This window comes from Ruegeria sp. SATB027 (assembly GCF_059613825.1).
On the sequence record NZ_JBXWTH010000028.1, the window covers coordinates 238,634 to 262,309 of the forward strand.

A 23,676-nucleotide genomic window follows, 5' to 3' on the forward strand; every position below is an offset into this window, starting at 1 on the left:
AAAACCCCAGACGCGGCCAAGCGAAAGGGGTCTTTCATCCTGACCTTTTAGCGGTGTTGTTTAGCGTGGCCCGCAATCCGGTAACAAATCGCCACGTAGCTTCAGGATCGCAATACGCCTCGGGCGGTTCGCGGTCAAGCCCGGCCAGCGCGTCGGTCACGCTTTCGTAAGCGGTACTTGCCGAACCGGCAGAAACCCGCATGATCCCCGTCAACATCAGGAGAACACATGGCTGACCCGATTGATCTGTATTTCTGGCCCACACCGAATGGCTGGAAAGTTTCCATCGCCCTGGAGGAAATGGAGCTGCCCTACACCACCCATCTGATCAATATCGGCAAGGGTGACCAGTTCGACCCCGCGTTCCTGAAAATCGCGCCCAACAACCGGATGCCCGCCATCGTCGATCCCGACGGGCCGGACGGCGCACCTGTTTCGGTTTTTGAAAGCGGCGCGATCCTGATGTATCTGGCCCGCAAGACCGGGCGGTTCTATGGCACGACCGAACGCGACCGGATCGCGGTCGAGGAATGGCTGATGTGGCAGATGGGCGGCGTTGGCCCGATGGCCGGTCAGGCGCATCACTTCCTGAAATACGCCCCGCAACTGGACCCGCCGCAGGACCTGCCCTATGCCAAGGACCGCTACCGCGCCGAGGTCGCGCGGCTTTACGGCGTACTGGACCGGCGGCTGGCCGAAAACGAGTATGTCGCGGGCGATTTCTATTCCATCGCCGACATGTTGATCTGGGGCTGGGCCAGCCTGTGGGAAGGCCAGCAGCAGGTGCTGGAGGACAAACCGCACTTTGCCCGCTGGCTGGAGACCGTCAGCGCCCGCCCAGCCGTTCAGGCCGGACGCGCGCTGTATGCCGAGTTGCGAGGGGATCATCGGGACAAACAGGCACAGAGCGTTTTGTTCAAGCGGTAGGTTTGTTCCATGGCCGGTTTGCGGCCAATCTTACGTGTGCTGCGTGATGCGCGAATATCCGCCTTTGCTATTGTATAGGTTTGGCAAATCATTACATGAGCGACGGAAATCCTTCAGAAAGACCCACTCAAAATGTACGCGGCGTTATTTGTCGTATTTGGCCTTATTGGCTTAGTGGTTGGTGGCGAATTGGTGGTGCGCGGATCGGTTTCTGCTGCCAAGTCGTTCGGTATATCACCGATGGTCATCGGATTGACACTGGTTGGTTTCGGAACGTCAACACCGGAACTGGTTACAAGCTTGCAAGCCGCGCTTTCCGGTTCTTCAGGCATTTCAATTGGGAATGTTGTCGGCAGCAACATTGGAAACGTTCTTCTGATACTCGGCATCGCAGCACTCATCGCGCCTATCGCTGTGAATCCGAGAGCACTCCGCCGGGATGGTACGGCGGTCGTGATAGTAACTCTCGTTTGTTTAAGCGTAGTTCTATACGGCGAAATCAGCCGGCTGATCGGCGCAGGGCTTGTCGTCACCTTGGCGGCCTATTTGGGCTTCACGCTGTGGTCTGAGTATAGGTCCGAAGGAACACCAGCCGCAGCTGTCTACGAGAACGAAGCAGAAGCCATAGTCGGCCCAGAAACATCGCTTGCCGTGTCGTTGCTGATCACCGTTGCAGGGCTGGTGATCACGATATTTGGGGCAAAGCTCTTGGTGACAGGTGCCGTGTCTCTTGCTGAGGCCGCGGGGCTTTCGGAGACGGTAATTGGGCTGACGATTGTTGCAATCGGAACCTCAATGCCGGAGCTCGTCACTTCAATCATCGCAGTTCGGAAAGGTGAGGGAGATGTCGCACTCGGGAACGTCTTGGGCAGTAACATCTTCAACATCTTGGGTATCCTTGGCGTGACTGTGCTGGTGCAACCGATGGTCATCCCTGGCGAGATTATTCGTCTCGATATCTGGGTTCTGTGTGCCTCAACGCTTGTCCTTATCGGGTTTGCCCGAAGCGGCTGGTCAATCAGTCGGCGCGAGGGCGGGCTCTTTGTGCTTGCTTACATTGTCTATCTTGGTGTGCTTCTGGTTCGGTAACCGTTCACTCGGATAGCCTGGCCGTTTAGTGAAACCGACCGTTACAGCGGTGCAGTTATGGCCCGCTTTGTCCCCGTACCAGGTTACTCCGCCCCGCACCAACACGACCAGCACCCCCGGCGGCGGCTCCTTGGCGGCGGCGCGACCTGTCAGCGAAACTGGAATTCAGGTTCCGCGGGGAAAGACATGGAAATTTCTGTCCAGTGCCCATTGCGCAGCCTTGCAACGTTCCGCCCGTCAACACGCATCCGGGTCGTCAGGACAAATGCGGCCTGCCCTTTGCGCGCCCCGGCTTTCTGGGCTGCGTCGTCAGAACGCTCGGCCCTGTCGAACAGCATCCCATCGGGTTTTGCCGACCGCCGGGATCGAAAGTTCGGAACCAAATGCGGCTTTCGATCCGTTTCGTCAGACGAGCGCGACGCTTCAATCCGCTTGAGTTGCTGCAACTCTGACCGAAGCCTTTTTGCAGTCTCAGCCTGTCTGCGCTCAAAGGAATAAGCGCTTAACGCCTCATCGATCATTCGGGCAGTATGAACATATCCCGCTGAACGTGTGAGTTCCGAGAGCTCGGCCAGACGGTCGGAAATCCGGCTTTCGTCCCGAGAGACGGTATTTTCGAGCGATCCTTGGTGCGTTGCGTTGGGCATCCGAACTGACTCTGAAAAGACGTTGAGAGATGCGCAATCCGGCCCGAGCTTTGACACAAGCCGATGCGCAAAGATGCGTGTCACTACGCGCCCGGCGCCGGAGAGTCGACCATCCCGCGTTCAAGTGGCGGAAAAGCGCCTTAATCGCGCATTTGAGGCAAAGAAAACATATCGCCCGTTCTTCAGGCGCGGGTTTACGGCACTGCGACGGACAATGTTGGCTTGATCCGCACAGCTGACCTAACCCTGCCCCTGCACCAGCAGGTCCAGCATGTCCGAGATATCCTCGATCTCTTCCGCGATTACATGGGTCACCGAATGCGCCCGCTGCATCCGGCCTGTCACCTTCAGCAACCGCCCCGAGATCACCGCACGGCGGAAGCGTTCGTAGATTTTGCGCCAGACCACCACATTGACGACCCCGGTCTCATCCTCAAGCGTCAGAAAGATCACGCCTTTGGCCGTCCCCGGCCGCTGCCGCAGGATCACCAGCCCGGCCACGGCCACACGCGCCCCTTCGGGCGGGGCCTCCAGCTGGGCGGAGGGCAGACAGGACGGCGGTCGCGGCCAGTCCCGGTTTGAAACCGCGCGGTGAAAAGGGGCAATAAGCATGAGAACAAAGATAGAACAAAATACAGGAAAGTCCAGACACGGCGTAAGGAGTCGCAAATGAGGCTGGAAACACCTAACTCCCTTCACTAAGGAAGGTTTCGAACATCGCAAAAGGAAGACGCACGCAATGGCAAAGATCACCTATGTCGAGCATGGCGGTACCGAGCACACTGTCGAGGTCGCCAACGGACTGACCGTCATGGAAGGGGCCCGTGACAACAATATTCCCGGCATCGAGGCCGATTGCGGCGGTGCCTGCGCCTGCTCGACCTGCCATGTCTATGTCCACCCCGACTGGGTCGAGAAGATCCCGGCCAAGGACGACATGGAAGAAGACATGCTGGATTTCGCCTATGAGCCCGACCCGGCCCGCTCGCGCCTGACCTGCCAGATCAAGGTGACCGACGCGCTGGACGGCCTGATTGTCCAGATGCCCGAAAAGCAGATCTGATGCCCAACAAAGCGCCGCGTCAGCCCGCCCGCCTGTGGCAATGTCGGGTGCGCAGCGCTTTGCTCCCTTTTGGCCTGTGGTGCGCGCTGCCAATCGCTGTCGCGGCGGATACCATCACCGACGCCCGCTTCACGGAACCAACCACGCGATACGCGCATGGTGTTTTGGGCGACAATATCGAATACGGCGCTTTGGAGCTTGTGGTCGATGACACAGTCGTAACGGTTCGTCTGCCACAAGACCGTGTATTCGAAGACCTTGCGCCGCGTCTGGCAGACATCGACAGGGACGGCGCGGTTGAAGCAGTTGTCGTTGAAACGCAGGACACTACAGGCGCTCAGCTTGCGATCTACAACGCCGCTGGCGAAAAGATAGCGGCCACTCCTCATATCGGCGCACGTTTCCGCTGGCTCGCCCCGGTCGGTGCTGCTGATCTGGATGGTGATGGCAATATCGAAATCGCCTATATCGACCGCCCCCACCTGGCCAAAACCCTGCGCATCTGGCGCTTCAAAGATGGTGGACTGACCGAAATCGCCGCTCTGCCCGGCCTGACCAACCACAAGATCGGTGAGGATTTCATTTCCGGCGGCCTGCGGAGCTGCGGCGACCATCCCGAAATGATCCTCGCCAGCGCCGACTGGTCGCGGATCATCCGTGTTTCCTATCAGGATGGCTGGCATCTGACGGACTTGGGCCCGCTCAAACAGCGCGACAATCTCACATCAGCCCTGAATTGCTGATCCGCCTCTTCAACTGGCCAAAAAGATCCTGGAGGGTGAGTGGTTGAAAAGAAATCGTCCAGCGGACGATTTCGACCGCAAACGCGCGCAGCGCCGGGAGGCCGCAAGGCCGAGGGGGCAAAGCCCCCTGCCCGATCATCCTTCCAAAGCGCGCCAGCCGATATCGCTGCGATAGAACCCTTCGGGCCAATCCACGGCATCAACCATCTGGTACGCCCGGTCGCGCGCCTCTTGCAGCGTTTTCCCGCGCGCGGTCACGTTCAGAACGCGCCCGCCGGCGGCCTGCACCTGCCCCGCAGCCTCGCTTGTGCCCGCATGAAACACCATGTTGCTGCTGTCCTCGGGCAAGCTGTCCAACCCTTTGATGACCGTGCCCTTCTCGTAGGTTCCCGGATAACCTTTGGCCGCCATCACGACCGTCATCGCGTGATCATCGGCCCAGTTGACCCGCATTTCGCCCAGCCGCCCTTCGGCGGTGGCATGCAACAGGTCCATCGCCTGCGCGCCCAGACGCATCATCAGGACCTGACATTCCGGGTCCCCGAAACGGACGTTATATTCCACAAGGCGCGGCTGGCCGTCCTTGATCATCAGCCCCGCATAGAGGATTCCCTGAAACGGCGTGCCCCGGCGCTTCATCTCGGCAATGGTGGGGCGCACGATCTCTTCCATCGCGCGCGCTTCAACTTCCGCGCTCAGAACCGGCGCCGGAGAATAGGCACCCATCCCCCCGGTATTCAGGCCGGTATCCCCTTCGCCCACCCGCTTGTGGTCTTGGGCCGTGCCGATGGACAGGATGTCTTGGCCGTCGCACAGAACAAACAAAGACGCCTCTTCGCCGTCCATAAACTCTTCGATCACGACCTCGGCCCCGGCCCCGCCAAAGGCACCGCCGAACATGTCGTCAATGGCGTCAAGCGCCGTGTCTTCGTCCATGGCCACGATCACGCCCTTGCCGGCGGCCAGACCATCGGCCTTGACCACGATGGGCGCGCCCTGTTCGCGGATATAGGCCTTGGCGGGCTCGGGCGCGGTGAACCGCGCATAAGCGGCGGTGGGCGCATGTGCCGCGTCGCAGATTTCCTTGGTAAAGCTTTTCGAGGCTTCCAGCCGGGCCGCTTCGGCAGACGGTCCGAAAACCAGCACCCCGGCCTCGCGCAAGCGATCCGCCACTCCGGCGGCCAAGGGGGCCTCGGGACCGACAATCACGAAATCAATCGCGTTTTCCTCGGCAAAGCTGACAACGGCCCCGCCGTTTTCGATATCCAGAGCGGCACACTCCGCGATCTGAGCGATCCCGGCATTGCCCGGCGCCACGATCAGACGGTCGCATTTTGGGTTTTGCATCACCGCCCAGGCCAGGCTGTGTTCCCGCCCGCCGCTGCCGAGAATAAGGATGTTCATGGGGTCGTCTCCGATCTGCTTGGCCTCGCCTGCGCGGCGTTCTAAGCTGGGTGAGCAATTGAAACAAGGCGCTGAAATGTCCGACCTGCTTGATGACCCGATTCCGGGCCAAAACACCCCTGAATACACGGTTTCCGAGGTATCGGGCGAGGTGAAGCGCACGCTGGAAGGCGCGTTCGGGCGAATCCGCGTGCGCGGCGAAGTCGGGCGCGTGTTCAAGGCCCGATCCGGGCACATGTACTACGACATCAAGGACGACCGGAACGTTTTGGCCTGCACGACATGGAAAGGTCAGGTTTCCAGCCTCTCGGTCGTGCCAGAGGAAGGACTGGAGGTTGTCGTCACCGGTCGCCTGACCGCTTTTGGCGCACAGTCCAAATACAACCTGAATGTCGATGAAGTTGCCGTTGCCGGTCAGGGCGCGCTCATGGCCTTGCTGGAAAAGCGCAAGAAACAGCTTGAGGCCGAAGGTCTGTTTGCGCCCGAACGCAAGAAGCCCCTGCCGTATCTGCCGCAGATCATCGGCGTCGTGACATCGCCTTCGGGCGCGGTGATCCGTGACATTCTGCACCGGCTTCGGGACAGGTTCCCGCGCAAGGTGCTGATCTGGCCCGTGGCCGTGCAGGGCGCAAACTGCGCCCCCGAGGTTTCCCGCGCCATCGAAGGGTTCAACCAGTTGACGCCCGGCGGCGCACTGCCCCGTCCTGACCTGATCATCGTGGCCCGTGGCGGTGGGTCGATCGAAGATCTTTGGGGCTTCAACGAAGAGAGTGTCGCGCGCGCCGCCGCCGCATCGGACATACCGCTGATTTCGGCCGTTGGGCATGAAACCGACACGACCCTGATCGATTTCGTTTCGGACCGCCGCGCGCCTACACCCACAGCTGCGGCAGAGCTGGCCGTGCCGGTCCGCATCGAACTGCTGGCCTGGACCGGCGAGCAAGGCGCCCGCTTGTCGCGCGCGGTAACGGACGCGGTGCAGCGCCGTTCGCAAAGGCTGCGCGATTTGTCCCGCGCCCTGCCGCGCCCGGACAGCCTGTTGAACTCCCCCCGGCAACGCCTTGATTTGATTGCAGATCGCCTGACCCCGGCTTTGACGCGAGGAGTGCAAAACCGTCGCCTGCAAGTGGTGGAACTGTCAGCCCATCTGCGCCCGTCAACTCTGCGCGGTCTGGTCTCGGCCCGGCAGGAATCACTGCGCAACCTGTCGTCGCGCCTGTCCCTGCGCCCGATTCAACGCGAGATCGGCCAGCACGCGCAAAACCTTGCCCGGCTTGGTGACCGGATGAACGCGGCGCAGACCACGCGGCTGGATCGTCTGAAACATCAGCTTGAGGCCACAGACCGCCTGCGCGAAACGCTCAGCTACAAGGCGACGCTGGAACGCGGATATGCCGTGGTTCGCGCAGATGGGAATGTCATCACGACCAAGGCCGAGGCCGCAAAACACACGGTGCTGGACATCGAATTCGCCGATGGCATTCTTGGCACCGGGACAGCCGCAAAGCAGACCAACCGGAAATCCAAACCGGATGCACCAGATCAGGGATCGTTGTTCTAAGCCATGCTGACAATCTGGGGTCGCAAAACGTCATCGAATGTTCAGGCCCTGATGTGGTGCGTCGGAGAGCTGGAACTGCGCTTTCACCGCCACGATGCAGGGCACAGGTTCGGCGGGCTGGACACCGATGCTTTTCGCAAGCTGAACCCGAACGGCACCATCCCAGTGCTACAGGATGGCGATCACCCACTGCTGTGGGAAACCGGCGCAATCCTGCGCTACCTGGCGAATGCCTATGGCGGGAATGCGTTCTGGCCACGCGACCCGGTTCAACGGGCCGAAGTCGACAAATGGGCGGAATGGGCCAAGATCAACGTTGCGATGGATTTCACGGTGCCCGTGTTCTGGCAGGTTGTCCGGACCGCCCCGGCAGAGCAGGACCAAAACGCGATTGAGCAGACCGTTGCCGCGCTGGATAGCAAACTGGTACTTGCCGATACCCGGCTGTCAGAAAACACCTACCTGTGCGGGCCCGATCTGACGCTGGCCGATATTCAGCTGGGACATATCCTTTATCGCTATTACGACATCGCGATATCCCGCGCGGTCCTGCCCAACCTGCGGCGCTATTACGATAGGCTGACAGAAAGACCTGCATATCAGGAGCATGTCATGCTCAGCTATGATGAGCTTCGGGTAACCTAGTCAGACACCGACGTCGGGGCCATAACACACCATTTCTTCCCCGATATCTTCCGCCTCGTACAGCTCGGTCGCCTGCGGGTCGCCTTCAAACTGCGCGACAAGGCCACCGCCGGATCGCGTAAAGACCCAGCATTGCGGATCAAACCGGTCTTCATAGATGAAACAAATCTGCTCTTCCTGCTGATACCAGACACCTTCCTTGCAATCGCCATCCAGAAAAGACCAGATCACGCGGCGGTTGGGCAAATAGCGTTCGACCCCGTAAACCTGCCCTTCGAACCCGTAAAACAGGGTCTTGCCTTGCGTATAGGTGTCGAATTCGGGGCCGGACAAAGGGGTCTGGGCCGCAACGGGCGGTGCGGCAAAGCAGGCGAGAATCATCAGCGCTCGGAACATATGCCCATTGTGTCAGATGCGATCCCGCTATGCCATTCACCCTTTGGCCAGGGCTTGGGGAAACACGCTTAACTCAACGTAAGCGCTTGATTATATGCCGCGCTCGGGATGAAGGTATTCGAAAACCGCGGTGAGGTGACATGACAACCCTTCTCTTCTGGATCGCCCTTGGCTGCGCATTGGGATACCTGCCCCTGACGGCCCGACCAGCCAGTTCCTTGCGCACTGTGCTGAAAACCACCTCGGTCGCCGCGCTGGCAGTCATTGCGGTTCTGCAGGGCAGCCCATGGATGCTTGCCGCTGCGCTTGCCCTGTGCGCAACCGGGGACGCGCTGTTGTCGCGTGAAACGGATGCCACGTTCATGGCCGGCATTGCCGCTTTTGCCGCCGGGCATCTGGCCTATATCGCCCTGTTCCTGTCGCATCCTGCCAGTTCCGCCAGCCTGATCTGGGATGCCCCCGCGATCGTGTGGTCTCTGGTCATTCTGGGCATTGTCATGGCCACACTGCTTGCCCCCCGCGCCGGAGACCTGAAAGGCCCTGTTCTGGCCTATATCCCGATCATCCTTGGCATGGGGATCACCGTGCTGGCGCTGCCCCAGACAGGTGCCCTGCGATGGGCGTTCCCGGCTGCAATCACCTTCATCGCGTCTGATCTGATCCTTGCTACGGAAAAGTTCCTGCTGCCTGCGAACCACCCCGCCCACAGGCTGACGCCCTATCTGATCTGGCCGCTCTACTGGGGCGCGCAATTTGGTTTCGTCTTCGCTTTTGCGTGACCCTTTGCAACTGCCGCAAATCCGCATTAGGTGAAAGGAACACCTGCGGAGACCAAATATGGCGTTTTTCTCAAAGCTAAAGGACAAGCTGTTCAAATCCTCATCCCGCCTCGAACAGGGGCTGGACGCCATCGTCGAGGATGGTGGCGAGGAAACCGCCGCACCCGACCCTGTCCTCCCCGAACCTGAGCCCGAGCCGCAACCGGTTCCCGAAATCCCGACCCCTGAACCGGCGCAGGAACCGGCTGAACAACCTGCCCCCGCCCCGGCGGATCCCACACCAGCTGCCCCGCCACCAGAAATCCCTGAATCCAAGGGCATCCTGAACCGCTTGTTCAGCCGTGGCAGCGCTGCCACAGAAATGCGACGCACGCTGGATGACGACATGCTCGAGCAACTCGAAGAGCTGCTGATCGCTTCTGACATGGGCGTCGACACCGCCCTGCGTGTCACCTCGAACATGGCCGAGGGGCGCTTTGGGCGCAAACTCTCGACCCGGGAAATCAAACAGTTGCTGGCGCAGGAAGTGGCCCGCGTGATGGAGCCCGTGGCCAGGCCCCTGCCGATCTATCCCAAACGCCCGCAAGTGGTGCTGGTCGTCGGTGTCAACGGCTCGGGCAAGACCACGACCATCGGCAAACTGGCCAGCCAGTTCAAGCAGGCTGGCAAAAAAGTCGTCATCGCCGCCGGTGACACCTTTCGCGCTGCGGCCGTCGAACAGCTGCAAGTCTGGGGCGACCGCGCCGGGGTTCCGGTTCTGACCGCGCCCGAGGGCTCGGACCCCGCCAGCCTCGCCTTTGACGCGCTGACCCGGGCTCAGGCCGAAGGCGCGGATCTGCTGATGATCGATACCGCCGGGCGCCTGCAAAACCGCACCGACCTGATGGAGGAACTGGCCAAGATCGTCCGCGTCATCCGCAAGGTCGACGAGACCGCACCGCACAACACCTTGCTGGTCCTTGACGCCACTACAGGTCAGAACGCGCTGAGCCAGGTGGAAACCTTTCGCAAGCTGGCCGATGTCTCGGGCCTGATCATGACCAAGCTGGACGGAACCGCCAAGGGCGGTGTGCTGGTCGCGCTGGCCGACAAGTTCGGCCTGCCGATCCACGCTATCGGGGTGGGAGAACAGATCGATGACCTTGCCCCCTTCGATCCCGAAGAATTCGCCGCCGCCCTGACCGGGCTCGACAAGGGCTGATCCGCCACTTCATCTGGCCCCAAATATCCTCGGGGGTGTGGGGGCAGACAGCCCCCACCCCTCTCCGCCCTACAAAAGGTCTGCGTATTTGAGCGACTGGCTGATCTCACTTGAAGGCACCGAAGCCGGTCACCAACTGGCGCTGGCACTGGCGTTGATGGCCGCTTTCCTGCACGCCGCGTTCGGAGCGCTGCAGAAAGGCCGTCATGATCCATGGCTGTCCCGCGGCGCTATTGACGCCAGCTATGGTCTGATGGCCGCCCCGTTTGCCTTTTTCGTGGTGCCCTGGCCTGAACCTCATATGTGGCCGATCTTCGCCCTCGCCTGGCTGATCCACATTGCCTACAAGACGCTGCAGGCCGCGGCGTACACCAAAGGGTCCTACACGGTCGTCTATCCCGTCGTGCGCGGGACAGGCCCGCTGTTTACGGTCATTGGTGCCTATCTTCTGTTCGGCGAAACATTCTCGACCGTGCAGTGGCTGGGCGTCGCAACCCTGCTGGCCGGGATATTCGGCCTGGCCGCCTATAATTTCCGGTTTCTCGAAACCAACCGGGACACGCTGGGAATTGCGCTGGTCCTAGCGATCATCACGGGGCTGTTTGTCGCCCTTTACACCACCTATGACGCCTATGGCATACGTGCCACTGCCGACCCGTTCACATTTCTGGCCTGGTTCTTCATGATCGACGGCGCGGCGATGCCGGTCTACGCCTTCCTCAGATGGCGCGCGATGACACATCGCCCTGCGCCCGGCCCGCTGATGCTGCGGGGTCTGGCTGGCGGCATCATCGCGCCTTTGTCCTTCGGGTCGATCATGCTTGCCACACGACTGGACAAAGTCGGCGAAGCCGCCGTGCTGCGCGAAACCTCAACCGTCTTTGCGGCGCTGATCGGCTGGCTTGTCCTGAAGGAGACCGTTGGCCCAAGACGCATTGCATTGATGGCATTGATTGCACTCGGCGCAGTAATAGTTGAAATGGGCGGGTAAGCAGCAGGACATACCGATGACAGGCAAAAAAGACATCAACCCATTTCTGAAACAGGTGCTGGAGCTTGGCCCGCCGCTGGCCTTCTTCTTCATCTACCTGCGCTTGCGTGACGACAGCTTTCTGATCGGTGGTACTGAATATTCCGGCTTCATCATCGCCACGATTATCTTCGTCCCCCTGATGCTGGGGGCAATGGGTATCCTGTGGTACCTCACCGGCCAACTCAGCCGGATGCAGATTTTCACGGCCTTCATGGTCATTTTCTTTGGCGGCCTGACCGCATGGTTCAATGACGAGCGGTTTTTCAAGATGAAAACCACGCTTGTCTATGGCCTGTTCGCCCTGATCCTTGGCATCGGGTTGCTGCAAAAGAAATCTTATCTGGCCTACGTATTGGATGAAATGCTGCCGATGAAGCACGAGGGCTGGATGATTCTGACGCGCCGCCTATGCGCCTGTTTCGCTGTTCTGGCCGCCGCAAACGAGTTTGTCTGGCGCACCATGTCGACCGACCTTTGGGTCAAGATCGAAACCTTCGGATTTCCCATCGCGCTGATGGCCTTCCTGATGCTGCAATTCAGCATCCTGCAACGCTACATGGACGACCCGGAACAGAAATAACTGCCCTGACGTCGCCATTCCTGCAAAAACAAACAAAATTCTTGGCTTAGCCGCCGAGCTATGGGAAGTTGTATCACCACCCACACTCACACCTTGCCCAAGATCGGTGTATACATGACGGCCTTTCCCACCAGCGGCTTCCTTTCCGAAGCCTCCGACGGGCTTAGAGAGATGCTTTCGGCGCAAGCGACCGACATCTCGCTGGCTCAAGGAGAAACCCTTTTCGAACAAGGCGATGAAGGGGATTCGCTCTATGCCATTCTGGAAGGCACGCTTGAAGTGTCCTTTCTGGCGATGAGCGGCCGGAAACTGACATTGACGCTGATGCGCCCAGGTGAAGTTTTTGGCGAGATCGCTCTGTTTGACAACGGCCCGCGTACGGCGACTATTGCCGCGGCCGAGCCATCGCGCGTCCTGCGTGTGCGTCGCAATGACGTCATGAACCAGATCAGAAAACAGCCTGACCTTGCCGTGGATCTGATCCGGTTGGCCGGGCTGCGGATGCGATGGATGGGGTTGCAGCTGAACGAGCAGGTCTTTTTGCCCATGCCCATTCGACTGGCCCGAAAGCTGCTGCATCTGTCGGAATTGCAGGACGACCCGACGCAGCGCATCACCCTGTCGCAGAGCGAACTTGCCGAATTTGTCGGGGCCACGCGCGAGGCCGTTTCCAAGACAATCTCGATCTGGAAACGCGACAATATTGTCGAATCCTCGCGCGGCGGATTGCTGATTCAGGATTTCGACGCATTGCGGGAACTGGCCGATTCCGAACTTATCTGAACCAGTGTGATCTGGTTCACATACGAGAGGGTTCGTGTTGACCTAAGGTGAAGTTGTTACCGTAGGAGGTCAGAGAATCATCCCCGATATCTGTCCACTGATCTCTCCCTGTATCTGAGCCATACGCAATTACTGCGTATGGCTCATTTTCTTTTTGCATGCCTCTTCAGGTGTTCAGGCAATGAAAAAGGCCGGGCGCTTGTCCCGGCCTTTTCAAATCACTCTTCCAGGCTTAGCGCCACAAATCGCGGCTCGCCCCCCCTGCGGACCAAAAGCAACAGGGATTTCCGCCCAGCCTCTCGCGATTGGTCCATTCTGGCTTCCAGGTCCGCGATGGTTTCCACCTTTTGCTGACCCGCTTCCGTAATCAGGTCACCCGCGCGCAACCCTTTCGCGTAAGCCTCAGACGCTTCGTCAACATTCGAAATCACCAGACCTTCGGCATCTGCATCCAATCCCATATCCGCGCGCAGCGTATCTGTGAGCGGGGAAATGGTCAGCCCGAGAATATCGGCGTTTTCTTCGACCGGAGCATCCTGCGTTTCTTCTTCGTCATCTTCTTTGCTTTCTGCGTCTTCGCGGCGTCCCAGCGTGACCAGAATTGTCTGTGTGCCGCCATCGCGGTGCACAATGACCCGGACGGCTTTGCCGACTTCTGTTTCGCCGACCTGACGGACCAGACCACGGGTGTCTTCGACCTCGACACCGTCAAAGCTGATGATCACGTCGCCTGCTTTCAGACCGGCCTCTTGGGCGGGGCCTTCCGGGACATCGCTGATCAGCGCGCCGCCGGGTTTTTCCAGCCCCATCGCCTCGGCCATATCCTCGGTCACGTCCTGAATGCGGACGCCCAGCCAGCCGCGCCGGGTTTCGCCAAATTCGCGCAGCTGATCGACGACCTTTACCACCACGTTCGACGCCATCGAAAAGCCGATACCGATCGAGCCACCGTTTGGCGACAGGATCGCGGTGTTCACGCCGATCACTTCGCCGTCCATGTTGAACAATGGACCGCCCGAGTTGCCCCGGTTGATCGCCGCATCTGTCTGGATGTAATCGTCATAAGATCCGCTGAGCGCCCGGTTGCGGGCCGATACGATACCAGCGGATACAGAAAAGCCCTGGCCCAGCGGGTTGCCCATGGCAATAACCCAGTCACCCACACGCGCCACGTCGCTGTCGCCAAATTGCACGTATTTCAAGGGGCCGGATGCCTCGACCTTGAGCAGTGCAATGTCGGTTTTCTCATCGGTTCCGATGACCTTGGCCACCAGTTCTTTTTTGGGTTGCCCGTCACCGGGGAAGAATTCCACAAGGATTTCATCAGCTTCCGCAATGACGTGATTGTTGGTGACAATGTAGCCATCTTCAGAGATCACAAAACCCGACCCAAGGGCGTTGCTGCGTCGAGGCGGGCTGTTGTCATTGCCGCCGTTGCGATCCTGAAACTCGCGAAAGAAATCCTCGAACGGAGACCCCTCGGGCACGATACCCTGCGGGCCTGCCTGACCTTCGATCAGGGTGCTTGTGGTGATGTTCACCACGGCCGGGCTGATCTTTTCGGCCAAGGGCGCCAGGCTTTCGCCTCTGGCCTGAGCGGAAACCGACTGCGCCAGCACAAGCAGCGTACCGGCAAAGGCCAGCCACAACAGCCGCATCCAAACACTCACGTCGTCCCACCGGACGGATAAACTGCGCGCTTTCGCCTGCACTTGAGCTCTCCTTGTCGACAATCTTGCCAAGGCCTGTTTCGGCCTTTCTTAGTTTCCAATGTAGTCAGTTTAACCCGGTGAGCAACTCGGGATCGCAGGGAAATCACCCGCACGTGAAACCGCCCCGTCAAAAGCCCAGTTGATATGCCCCCCAGAGCAGGATCAAACCGCTGACAACACAAAGCAACCCGGCCAGACGCCGGGCCTGTTCGGGCATGGCGCGCAACGCCTCCAGCATCCGCTCGATAAGCGAAGGGGCCAGCGCATAGGCCAGCCCCTCGACAATCAGTACCAGCCCGAAGGCCAGAAGGATCATGCCCATCATTCGGACGGCGCCGCCACCGGTGCCCGCCGACCTGATGGCGAACTGAGGTAGTTGAAGAAGTCCGAATCCGGGCTTAGCACCAACGAGCTGTTTCCGCCCTGAAGCGCATTTTCATAGGCTGACAGAGAGCGGTAGAACTCAAAGAACTCGGGGTCTGCTCCGTAGGCATCCGCAAAGATCGCGTTGCGTTCGGCGTCGGCCTCACCGCGAACAATTTCAGATTCGCGGCGGGCATCCGACACCAGTTCCACCACTGTACGATCGGCTTGCGCGCGGATACGCTGTGCAGCTTCCTCACCACGGGCCACTTCATCTGCCGCTTCACGCTCGCGTTCGGCACGCATACGCGCAAAGGTGGCTTCGAGGTTGGCTTGCGGCAGGTCAGTGCGTTTGAGCCGGACGTCGATCACTTCAAGACCCAGGTCGCGCGCTTCGGTAATGGCCCCATTGCGGATGCGCAGCATCAGCGCCGCCCGGTCCGAGCTGAGGATATCGTTCGAGCTGACAGAACCCAGAACTTCGCGCGTTTTCGCCCGCAAAATGGAATCCAGCCGCTGTTCTGCGGTATCGATACCGCCCGCACCCACCGCTTCGCGGAACTGGCGCACATCGGTAATCCGATAGCGTGCAAATGCGTCAACCACCAGACGGCGGTCATCCAGAGGTGTCACCTCCAGTGGTCCGACCTCGCGGCTCAGAATACGGTCGTCATAGCGGACGACTTCCTGAATGACCGGAATCTTGAACGCAAGACCCGGATCTTCCTTGACATCAATGACGCGACCGAATTGCAGAACCAGTGCTTTTTCACGTTCATCGACGATGAAGATCGAGGACAGCGCAGCCACCACAAGAACAAAAATGATGGGCAGAACAAAAGTTGATTTACGCATCTTTTAGTTCCCCTCGCCCGAGTTGCGGCGCAATTCGTTCAGCGGCAGATACGGGACCACGCCCTGCCCCTGCCCACCGGCATTCTCATCCAGAATGATCTTGTTTACGTCGCCAAGGACCTGCTCCATCCGCTCAAGATACAGACGCTTGCGCGTCACGTCCGGCGCTTTGGCGTATTCGGCCAAAACCGCGCTGAAGCGGCTGGCCTCACCCTGCGCCTCGTTCACGACCTGGGCGCGATAGGCTTCGGCTTCTTCCAGAACCTGCGCCGCTTCACCACGGGCACCGGCGAGAACCCGGTTGGCATAGGCATCAGCCTGCTTTTCAAGCCGGTCACGTTCCTGACCCGCTGACTGTACCTCACGGAATGCGTCCTTGACCGGTTCTGGCGGGTCGGCACCATCAAAGTTCACACGAACAATATTGATGCCTGAACTATAGCTGTCGAGCGTGGATTGGATCAGTTCCTCAAGCCGTTCAGCGATAACCGCACGGTCGCGGTTCAGGATCGGCGCAAGCGAAGATTGCGCGATAATTTCGCGCATCGCGGATTCCGAAACCGCCTGAATCGTTTGTCTGGGATCACGCAGGTTGAAGAGGAAATCTGCCGGATTCGAGATGTTCCAGACCACCTGAAAATCGATATCGACGATGTTTTCATCGCCCGTCAGCATCAGACCCGCATCGCTCCCACGACCACCCGAGCCGATGGTTTCCGTCTGTTCGACCTTCACCGGAATAACTTCGGCCGTCACAACCGGCCATGGGGCAAAGTTGAGACCTTCTGTACCGATCCCCGAGAAGCGACCAAACAGCAGTTCAACTGATTGCTCTTCGGGTTTGACCGTATAGGCGCTGGCCACGCCCCACATCACCAGAGCGGCGACGCCACCCAGCAGCAGGGTGCCTTTGGTAAAGGCCGGGCCACCACCGCCACCCGAGCCATTGGTACCACGGCCACCGCCACCACGACCGCCCATGAGGACGCGCAGCTGTTCCTGGCCTTTTTTCATCAGTTCGTCGATCTCGGGGATATGCGGGCCATCGCTTTCGGGGGGCTTGCGCCCATCCCCGTTGTTACCCCGATTTCCTCCGCCACCGGATGAGCCTCCGCCCCCCCAGGGGCCGCCGCTGTTGCCCGCCATAAGTATCTTTTCCTTCGTTTTGGACCGTGTGATCACGGGTTCCCTTGTAACGTGTGTGCGCGCGCTTGCAAATCAAGCCGTGCGCACAGGTTGCCGCATTGTCACCAGTTCTTCGGCCATGACCGGGTGAACTGCAACCGTGCGGTCAAAATCTTCCTTGGTCGCGCCCATCTTTACGGCGATTCCCGCCAGCTGGATCATCTCGCCGGCACCGGGGGCGACAATATGGCAACCCAACACCTTGCGCGTCGCCTGAGAGACGATGAGTTTCATCAGCACACGCTGCGTGCCGCCAGCAAAGGATTTCTGCATCGGCTTGAAAGATGTGGCATAGACCTCGATTGGTTCCTGCGCTGCCGCCTCTTCTTCGCTGAGACCTACGGTACCCATCTCAGGCTGAGTGAAGATCGCAGTCGGGATCAAGTCGTGATCCACCGGTGTCGGATTGCCTTTGAATACGGTTTCCACAAAAGCCATCCCCTCGCGGATCGCAACCGGTGTCAGGTTCACCCGGTCTGTCACATCGCCAATGGCAAAGATCGAGGGCACGGCGGTCTGGCTGTATTCATCCACGATGATCTCGCCCTTACGGCCGCGTTCAACGCCCAAAGCTTCCAGCCCAAGGTTATCGGCATTCGGCGCACGGCCCGTGGCATACATTACCACATCAAAACTCTGCTCGGAGCCGTTGGTGGCCTTGACCCAGATCTTGTCGCCCTGCTTTTTCATCTCGATCACATTGGTGCCCAGATGCAGGTCGATGCCGTTCTGGCACATTTCTTCGCTGATCAGTCCACGCGCCTCGTCATCAAACCCCCGAAGGATCTGTGCGCCGCGATAGAACTGAGTCGTCCTGACCCCCAGCCCGTTCATAATCCCGGCAAATTCACAGGCGATATAACCGCCCCCTACGATCAGGATGCTTTCAGGCAGCTTGTCCAGATGGAATATCTCGTTCGACGTAATCGCCAGTTCCGAGCCCGGAAAATCCGGAACAACCGGGCGACCGCCGGTGGCGACCAGAATGTGTTTGGCCGTTTTGCGGGTTCCGTCGGCCAGCTCGACCGTGTGGGCATCCACAAGGCGCGCACGCTTGTCAAAGCTTTCGACGCCGTTGTTCTTCAGGATATTGCGATATATCCCTTCCAACCGATCAAGCTCGGTCACCAGCTTGCCGTGGAAAGTGTTCCAGTTGAACGCGCCGGGCTGAATGTCCCAGCCATAGGCCTGCGCATCCCCGACCATGCCCGAGTATTCGCTGGCAAAGACCATCAGCTTCTTTGGTACGCAGCCCCGGATCACACAGGTGCCGCCATACCGGTCTTCTTCGGCCAGCGCGACCTTGGCACCGGTTTCGCCCGCCGCAACACGCGCCGCGCGGACCCCGCCCGAACCTCCGCCGATGACAAAAAGATCATAGTCAAAGCTCATGCCGGGTTCCTTCATTCAACTTTCAAAATTCTCTGGATATCTGGGCGTAAAAAACCCTGTGCCAACCCCCGGCGCGGAAAATTCGAACTTTCATAGCCACTTGCCGAAGGGACCTGCACGATACTCAGTCCGAAAAATCGGAAAACAGGTTATCGCGCGACCCGCTGAGCAGCTGATCCAGTTCGACCGTGCCCGCGTTGATATCACGCAGCTCGACCCGGCCATCGCCATGGCCGATCACGACCTTATCGCAGATGTCGATGAACAGGCCATTTTCGACAACACCGGGCACCTGGTTCAGGATCAGCGCCATCTGGCGCGGGTTGCCGATGCGCTTGAGGTGCAGGTCAAGGATGTGGTTGCCCTCATCCGTCACAAACGGCGCCTCGCCATTCATGCGCAGCGCCGAGGATGTCCCAAGCACATCCATCGTATCCAGGGCTTCCTCGATCAATGTGCGCGTTGTCTGCCAGCCAAAGGGAATGACCTCGACAGGCAGCGGAAAGGCCCCCAGAGTTTCAACTTCTTTGCCTGCATCGGCGATGACGATCATCTGGTCGCTGGCCGTGGCCACAATCTTTTCCTGCAGATGCGCACCGCCACCGCCCTTGATCAGGTTCAGGTCCTGATCGAACTCATCCGCGCCGTCGATGGTCATGTCCAGCCAACCGGCCTGATCCAGTGAGATGACGTCGATACCAACCTCGCGGGCAAGCTGCGCCGTGCGGGTCGAGGTTGGAACACCCTTGATCCGCAGTCCGTCTTCGCGCACCCGTTCACCCAGACGGCGCACCAGCCAGGCGGCTGTCGATCCTGTGCCAAGGCCCACGCGCATCCCGTCTTCGACCATGTCGGCGGCACGGTACGCGGCAACATATTTCGCGGTGTCGATTGGCGACAGATCTCTGGTCATGGCAGCTTTCCCAGTTTATTCTGACGGAGTTATAGGGAATGCGTCAGACGACTGCGACCCCATTTTGCGATCCGACAGGTGTTAAGATGTCTCAGGACTACGCGTTTCCTGTCGGAAAAGTCGCAATCATGTCTTACACCCACATCTTTGCGCTGTAAGTTGCGCGCATGTTGACCCCGTACCGCCTGCACTATGCCCCTGACAACGCCTCGCTGGTGATCCGGCTGGCGCTGGACGAGATGGGCATGGCTTATGAAACCGTGCTGGTGGACCGCCGCCAGAACGAGCAGGACAGCGACGCGTATCGGTCGCTTAATCCCAACGGGCTGATCCCGGTTCTGGAAACGCCAGAGGGCCCGATCTTTGAAACTGCGGCGATCCTGCTTTGGCTGACGGAGCGCCATGGTCAACTGGCCCCGACGGCGGATGATCCTGAACGCGCCGGATTTCTGAAATGGCTGTTCTTCGCGTCCAACACGTTGCATGCGGATCTGCGCATCCTGTTCTACGCTGAAAAATACATAGACGCCTCACAGGCCGACACGCTGCGCGCGGGCATCCGACCCCGGTTGCTGCAGCACCTGCGGTTGCTGGATGCGCTGGCGCAACGCGGGCCTGAGTGGTTTCGCGCAGGTGTCCCATCGGTTCTGACCTATTATGTCGCCTGCATGATGCGCTGGATGGCCCTGTACCCTGTAAGTGCTGACCGCAGCTGGTATCAACTGGCCGACACGCCGCATCTGCTGAAAATGCTTCTGCACCTTGAGACATGCCCCGCCACCCGTTCGGCAATCGCTGCGGAAGGTTTGGGCGTTACACCCTTCACATCCCCTACTTACGCTAATCCCCCGGAAGGCTCGGCTATCTGATATGTTCCTATCTGTCTTCGATATGTTCAAAGTGGGCATTGGCCCGTCTTCATCGCACACAATGGGCCCGATGGTGGCCGCGGCGCGCTTTCTGGACATGATGCGCGCGTCCCCCTTTGAATTTACGGGTCTGAAAGGTTCACTGCACGGCTCGCTGGCCTTCACCGGCGTCGGCCACGCGACCGATCGGGCGACCATTCTGGGTCTGGCGGGCTTTGTTCCCGACACCTATGACAACGAAAAGGCCGAGGCAGCGCTGGCCGATATCGCACGCACGCACACCGTCACGCCCGAAGGCCTGCCGACGCTTCATTTCGATCCCAAGGCGGATCTGATCTTTGACTACGACAACAATTTGCCCGGGCACGCTAACGGGATGATCCTGATGGCCACCGACGCACAGGGCGATGTGATCCTGCGGCAGGTGTTCTATTCGATCGGCGGCGGCTTTGTCCTGACCGAGGAAGAACTGGCCGAGGGGAAAGACACCGATGAAGGCGACCCGGTTCCTTTCCCATTCAAATCCGCCGCAGAAATGCTTGAGATGGCCAAGTCCAGTGGCAAGACCATAGCCGGGATGAAGCGCGCAAACGAGATCGCGCGGGGCTGCGCCGACAGTTTCGCGAAAGGATCGGCCCGTTTGTGGGACGTCATGAATGCCTGTATCGAACGCGGCTTGACCACTGACGGCATCCTTCCGGGCGGTTTGAAAGTGCGCCGCCGCGCGAAAGGCATCTATGATGCGCTGATGGCCGAGCGCGGCATGAACCTGACCGCGCCGCACACGATCAACGACTGGATGAGCGTCTATGCCATGGCGGTCAACGAGGAAAACGCGGCGGGCGGGCAAGTTGTCACTGCGCCAACCAACGGGGCCGCAGGTGTTCTGCCCGCTGTTCTGCGCTATTATCTGGATCACGTACCGGGCGCGTCCGAAAGCCATATCGAGGATTTCCTGCTGACCGCAGCGGCCATTGGCGGGTTGGTGAAGTACAACGCCTCAATCTCGGGTGCCGAAGCGGGATGCCAGGCCGAAGTTGGCAGCGCCGCCGCCATGGCGGCAGCCGGGCTTTGCGCGGTGATGGGCGGAACCCCCGAACAGGTGGAAAATGCCGCCGAGATTGCGCTGGAGCATCATCTGGGCATGACCTGCGACCCCGTTGCCGGGCTGGTTCAGGTTCCTTGTATCGAACGAAACGGGTTAGGCGCTATCAAAGCAGTTTCAGCCGCCTCACTGGCCTTGCGCGGGGACGGTCAGCATTTCGTGCCGCTGGACGCGGTGATCGAGACGATGCGCCAAACCGGCCATGACATGCATGAGAAATACAAGGAAACCTCGCTGGGTGGTCTGGCTGTGAACGTACCGAACTGCTGAAACAGAAAGCGAGGGGCGACATGCGTGGGCATTGTCTGTGCGGCAAGATCCGGTTCGAGGTCGACCCTCCGGTACTTTCATGCGTAACCTGCCATTGCGACAGTTGCCGCCGCCAATGCGCAGCGCCGATGACAACGTATTTCGGAGTTCGCGATGGTCATTGGCGGTGGATCGGTGAAGAGCCCAAGCGCTTTAACTCCTCTCCCGGTGTCGAGCGCAGCTTCTGCCCGCACTGCGGCACGCCGATGTCCTTCCGGTCAACCGCCATGTCGGATGTGGTGCACCTTAATGTCGCGACGCTGGACTCTCCTGAAGCGCTGGAACCAACGTTGCATGTCGCGCATGAAGAAAAGCTGAAATGGCTGAAATTGGAGGATGGTCTGCCCACCTGCAACGGGCCGGATTACACCAAGGTTCAGCCCCTGCCCGACCGCTGACAACAGCGCTTCCCTCTGCGTCGCGAAACAGTTAGCGTCGCGCTCATGACTCAGGACAGACCCGTCTTTGGCATCTTTTTGATGCTTGGTTTTTGCGTGCTCGCGCCCTTGGGGGATGCGATGGCGAAGCTGTTGGGCGAGACCACACCGCTGGGTCTGCTGGTCATGGTCCGTTTCGCGGTGCAAGCGGTGATCCTGATCCCGCTGGTTGCGGTGACCGGGCGACCCTGGCGGATGCGCGGACGCATCCTACGGCTGACCCTGCTACGGACGCTGCTGCATATCATCGGCATTTCGGCCATGTTCAGCGCGCTGCAATTCCTGCCATTGGCGGATGCCGTTGCAATTGCCTTTGTCATGCCATTCATCATGCTGCTGCTGGGCAAATATGTTCTGGAGGAAGAGGTCGGTTCCCGCCGTCTTGCTGCCTGCATCGTCGGGTTCATTGGCACGTTGCTGGTCATTCAACCCAGCTTTGCCGAGGTGGGCGCACCTGCGTTGCTGCCACTGATCGTTGCCGTAGTCTTTGCCTTGTTCATGCTGGTCACCCGGCAAGTCGCGAAAGAGACCGACCCGGTGTCGTTGCAGGCTGTGTCCGGCGTATTTGCGACAGTCCTTCTGGCTCCGGTCCTTCTGATTGGAACGCAAATGAACATTCAGGAGCTCTCGATGACCCTGCCGTCCAGCGATTTGAACTGGCTGCTGATTGCGATCGGGGTGTTGGGTACGGTCGCGCATCTGCTGATGACGTGGTCGCTGCGCTATGCACCCTCTGCCACACTGGCCCCGATGCAGTATCTGGAAATCCCGGTTGCAACCCTGATCGGATGGGTGATTTTCAGCGATCTGCCCGATGGATTGGCTGCGGTTGGCATTGTCATAACCATTGCCGCAGGCCTGTATGTCATTCTGCGCGAGCGGGCCAGCGCCCGGTCCGCCCCGACAGAAACACCTGCATAAGCGGATCGAGTGCCGCGCGCGGGATCATCACCAACAGGCCCGGCCCGTCCATCTTCAGCTCGACAGGCGCCAATGCGCGGTTGGATGTCCCCACCTGCCCGTCCGGTCGAAAGGCCAGATCGTCAATCGGCCATTCCAGCCCGGTACTGCGCCCCGTCACGGGCTGCATCGGAAACAGCGAGACCACATCGCCGGGTGCAACCGGCAGCTTGATCTCTGGCGGCGCGTGAAAAACCAGTTCACGTTCGCCCAGCAATATGCAGGCCTGATCCTGCCGCCGGACCAGAACGTTCAGAACGGCCAGTTGATGATCAAGTCGCCCGCCAAGAAACCCGGCCCCCAGAACCAGCGGAGCGTGCAGATTGCGCAGGGCCTTGTCGAAATCGGTGCTGTCCTGTTCGCGGATGGCAAACAGGCGATCCGCGGGAATTTTCGCTTGCGTCGCTTTGCTCAGCGAATCGAAGTCACCAATCACCGCATCGGGAATCCGGCCTGATTCTGTCAAAACGTCCGCTCCGCCATCGGCGGCAACGACCGAATTGACGCGATTCAGCACCAGACTCAGGTCTCCAGATCCGATAAATCCCCCTCCGAACAGCCCAATTGGATCGGCAGAGCGTACAATTGGCTCGATTTCCCTAAGATTGGCCATTTTTCCCGGATTTGGACACATTAAGACCACAAAATGATAGGTTCATGCATAAAGTTCAGAGCCTTCGTGTGCTCCCGATTCCGGGTAAGTGGGCTCTCGTAGTTTGTAAAGG

General features: G+C 59.6%; 26 protein-coding genes and 1 riboswitch. Of the genes, 15 read left to right on the forward strand and 11 right to left on the reverse strand.

Annotated elements, in window-relative coordinates:
* Nucleotides 1-27 precede the first annotated feature (27 nt).
* Nucleotides 28-105, reverse strand: a riboswitch (SAM riboswitch).
* Between the two features lie 123 nt (nt 106-228).
* Together AC2FPW_RS06355 and AC2FPW_RS06360 are read left to right on the forward strand one after the other, a co-directional pair.
* The gene (locus AC2FPW_RS06355) at nt 229-927 is read left to right on the forward strand and encodes a glutathione S-transferase N-terminal domain-containing protein (RefSeq protein ID WP_496812897.1); all 699 of its coding nucleotides are present in this window, start codon (nt 229-231) and stop codon (nt 925-927) included.
* Nucleotides 928-1,059: 132 nt separating this feature from the next.
* A complete protein-coding gene (locus tag AC2FPW_RS06360; RefSeq protein ID WP_496812898.1) occupies nt 1,060-2,016 on the forward strand; it encodes a calcium/sodium antiporter in 957 nt (318 codons plus the stop codon).
* A 149-nt stretch (nt 2,017-2,165) separates the two neighbouring features.
* On the opposite strand, the gene AC2FPW_RS06365 is transcribed toward AC2FPW_RS06360, so the two are convergent.
* Together AC2FPW_RS06365 and AC2FPW_RS06370 are read right to left on the reverse strand one after the other, a co-directional pair.
* Nucleotides 2,166-2,663, reverse strand: coding sequence for a hypothetical protein (locus AC2FPW_RS06365; RefSeq protein ID WP_496812899.1), 498 nt, complete (start codon nt 2,661-2,663; stop codon nt 2,166-2,168).
* 240 nt (nt 2,664-2,903) lie between these two features.
* On the reverse strand, nt 2,904-3,275 hold the full coding sequence (locus AC2FPW_RS06370; protein ID WP_480919422.1) for an OB-fold nucleic acid binding domain-containing protein: 372 nt from the start codon (nt 3,273-3,275) through the stop codon (nt 2,904-2,906).
* 127 nt (nt 3,276-3,402) lie between these two features.
* Between AC2FPW_RS06370 and AC2FPW_RS06375 the strand changes: the two genes are divergently transcribed.
* Both AC2FPW_RS06375 and AC2FPW_RS06380 read left to right on the forward strand, forming a co-directional pair.
* Nucleotides 3,403-3,726, forward strand: a complete 324-nt coding sequence (locus AC2FPW_RS06375) for a 2Fe-2S iron-sulfur cluster-binding protein (protein WP_209504265.1) — start codon at nt 3,403-3,405, stop codon at nt 3,724-3,726.
* On the forward strand, nt 3,726-4,469 hold the full coding sequence (locus tag AC2FPW_RS06380; RefSeq protein WP_267363995.1) for an FG-GAP repeat domain-containing protein: 744 nt from the start codon (nt 3,726-3,728) through the stop codon (nt 4,467-4,469). Before AC2FPW_RS06375 ends, AC2FPW_RS06380 begins: the two co-directional genes overlap by 1 nt.
* Nucleotides 4,470-4,604: 135 nt before the next feature.
* Here AC2FPW_RS06380 and purD read toward each other — a convergent pair whose 3' ends face one another.
* Nucleotides 4,605-5,873, reverse strand: coding sequence for a phosphoribosylamine--glycine ligase (gene purD, locus AC2FPW_RS06385; RefSeq protein WP_496812900.1), 1,269 nt, complete (start codon nt 5,871-5,873; stop codon nt 4,605-4,607).
* A 76-nt stretch (nt 5,874-5,949) separates the two neighbouring features.
* Between purD and xseA the strand changes: the two genes are divergently transcribed.
* Together xseA and AC2FPW_RS06395 are read left to right on the forward strand one after the other, a co-directional pair.
* Nucleotides 5,950-7,434 carry an exodeoxyribonuclease VII large subunit gene (gene xseA, locus AC2FPW_RS06390; RefSeq protein ID WP_496812901.1) on the forward strand — a complete coding sequence of 495 codons (1,485 nt, stop codon included), beginning with the start codon at nt 5,950-5,952 and terminating at the stop codon, nt 7,432-7,434.
* 3 nt (nt 7,435-7,437) lie between these two features.
* Nucleotides 7,438-8,079 (forward strand): glutathione S-transferase family protein, encoded by a 642-nt coding sequence (locus tag AC2FPW_RS06395; protein WP_496812902.1) that lies wholly within the window; start codon nt 7,438-7,440, stop codon nt 8,077-8,079.
* On the opposite strand, the gene AC2FPW_RS06400 is transcribed toward AC2FPW_RS06395, so the two are convergent.
* Entirely contained in the window at nt 8,080-8,475 is a 396-nt protein-coding gene (locus tag AC2FPW_RS06400) for a hypothetical protein (RefSeq protein ID WP_496812903.1), read from the reverse strand. It abuts the gene before it with no gap.
* Nucleotides 8,476-8,615: 140 nt separating this feature from the next.
* Between AC2FPW_RS06400 and AC2FPW_RS06405 the strand changes: the two genes are divergently transcribed.
* The 5 genes from AC2FPW_RS06405 to AC2FPW_RS06425 all read left to right on the forward strand — a co-directional run bounded on the left by AC2FPW_RS06405 (nt 8,616) and on the right by AC2FPW_RS06425 (nt 12,851).
* Entirely contained in the window at nt 8,616-9,254 is a 639-nt protein-coding gene (locus AC2FPW_RS06405; protein ID WP_496812904.1) for a lysoplasmalogenase family protein, read from the forward strand.
* Nucleotides 9,255-9,312: 58 nt separating this feature from the next.
* Nucleotides 9,313-10,455 carry a signal recognition particle-docking protein FtsY gene (gene ftsY / locus AC2FPW_RS06410; RefSeq protein WP_267363988.1) on the forward strand — a complete coding sequence of 381 codons (1,143 nt, stop codon included), beginning with the start codon at nt 9,313-9,315 and terminating at the stop codon, nt 10,453-10,455.
* Between the two features lie 88 nt (nt 10,456-10,543).
* Nucleotides 10,544-11,446, forward strand: coding sequence for an EamA family transporter (locus tag AC2FPW_RS06415; RefSeq protein ID WP_267363986.1), 903 nt, complete (start codon nt 10,544-10,546; stop codon nt 11,444-11,446).
* 16 nt (nt 11,447-11,462) lie between these two features.
* The gene (locus AC2FPW_RS06420; RefSeq protein ID WP_267363984.1) at nt 11,463-12,068 is read left to right on the forward strand and encodes an inner membrane-spanning protein YciB; all 606 of its coding nucleotides are present in this window, start codon (nt 11,463-11,465) and stop codon (nt 12,066-12,068) included.
* Nucleotides 12,069-12,182: 114 nt separating this feature from the next.
* Nucleotides 12,183-12,851: a Crp/Fnr family transcriptional regulator gene (locus tag AC2FPW_RS06425; protein WP_480481510.1), complete on the forward strand. Its 669-nt coding sequence runs from the start codon at nt 12,183-12,185 to the stop codon at nt 12,849-12,851.
* A 218-nt stretch (nt 12,852-13,069) separates the two neighbouring features.
* Here the strand turns inward: AC2FPW_RS06425 and AC2FPW_RS06430 are convergent, their stop codons facing one another.
* The 6 genes from AC2FPW_RS06430 to rpiA form a co-directional block, all read right to left on the reverse strand.
* Nucleotides 13,070-14,563, reverse strand: a complete 1,494-nt coding sequence (locus AC2FPW_RS06430) for a DegQ family serine endoprotease (protein ID WP_496812905.1) — start codon at nt 14,561-14,563, stop codon at nt 13,070-13,072.
* 127 nt (nt 14,564-14,690) lie between these two features.
* Nucleotides 14,691-14,885 carry a DUF2065 domain-containing protein gene (locus tag AC2FPW_RS06435; RefSeq protein WP_267363999.1) on the reverse strand — a complete coding sequence of 65 codons (195 nt, stop codon included), beginning with the start codon at nt 14,883-14,885 and terminating at the stop codon, nt 14,691-14,693.
* On the reverse strand, nt 14,885-15,781 hold the full coding sequence (gene hflC / locus AC2FPW_RS06440; protein WP_267363981.1) for a protease modulator HflC: 897 nt from the start codon (nt 15,779-15,781) through the stop codon (nt 14,885-14,887). Before hflC ends, AC2FPW_RS06435 begins: the two co-directional genes overlap by 1 nt.
* A gap of 3 nt (nt 15,782-15,784) precedes the next feature.
* Nucleotides 15,785-16,927 (reverse strand): FtsH protease activity modulator HflK, encoded by a 1,143-nt coding sequence (hflK, locus tag AC2FPW_RS06445; protein WP_267363979.1) that lies wholly within the window; start codon nt 16,925-16,927, stop codon nt 15,785-15,787.
* A gap of 72 nt (nt 16,928-16,999) precedes the next feature.
* Complete coding sequence (gene gor / locus AC2FPW_RS06450) at nt 17,000-18,358, reverse strand: glutathione-disulfide reductase (protein WP_496812906.1); 1,359 nt, start codon at nt 18,356-18,358, stop codon at nt 17,000-17,002.
* A 124-nt stretch (nt 18,359-18,482) separates the two neighbouring features.
* The gene (gene rpiA / locus AC2FPW_RS06455; protein WP_209504279.1) at nt 18,483-19,271 is read right to left on the reverse strand and encodes a ribose-5-phosphate isomerase RpiA; all 789 of its coding nucleotides are present in this window, start codon (nt 19,269-19,271) and stop codon (nt 18,483-18,485) included.
* A 167-nt stretch (nt 19,272-19,438) separates the two neighbouring features.
* On the opposite strand from rpiA, the gene AC2FPW_RS06460 reads away from it, so the two are divergent.
* From AC2FPW_RS06460 to AC2FPW_RS06475, 4 genes are read left to right on the forward strand one after another with little or no spacing between them, the layout of a single operon-like run.
* Nucleotides 19,439-20,140 carry a glutathione S-transferase family protein gene (locus AC2FPW_RS06460; protein WP_496812907.1) on the forward strand — a complete coding sequence of 234 codons (702 nt, stop codon included), beginning with the start codon at nt 19,439-19,441 and terminating at the stop codon, nt 20,138-20,140.
* A 1-nt stretch (nt 20,141) separates the two neighbouring features.
* Nucleotides 20,142-21,515 (forward strand): L-serine ammonia-lyase, encoded by a 1,374-nt coding sequence (locus AC2FPW_RS06465; protein ID WP_480481524.1) that lies wholly within the window; start codon nt 20,142-20,144, stop codon nt 21,513-21,515.
* A gap of 20 nt (nt 21,516-21,535) precedes the next feature.
* Nucleotides 21,536-21,952 carry a GFA family protein gene (locus AC2FPW_RS06470; protein ID WP_496812908.1) on the forward strand — a complete coding sequence of 139 codons (417 nt, stop codon included), beginning with the start codon at nt 21,536-21,538 and terminating at the stop codon, nt 21,950-21,952.
* A 45-nt stretch (nt 21,953-21,997) separates the two neighbouring features.
* A complete protein-coding gene (locus AC2FPW_RS06475; RefSeq protein WP_496752941.1) occupies nt 21,998-22,912 on the forward strand; it encodes a DMT family transporter in 915 nt (304 codons plus the stop codon).
* On the opposite strand, the gene AC2FPW_RS06480 is transcribed toward AC2FPW_RS06475, so the two are convergent.
* The gene (locus tag AC2FPW_RS06480; RefSeq protein ID WP_496812909.1) at nt 22,857-23,564 is read right to left on the reverse strand and encodes a thiamine diphosphokinase; all 708 of its coding nucleotides are present in this window, start codon (nt 23,562-23,564) and stop codon (nt 22,857-22,859) included. The two genes, AC2FPW_RS06475 and AC2FPW_RS06480, sit on opposite strands and share 56 nt — an antisense overlap.
* Nucleotides 23,565-23,676 lie beyond the last annotated feature (112 nt).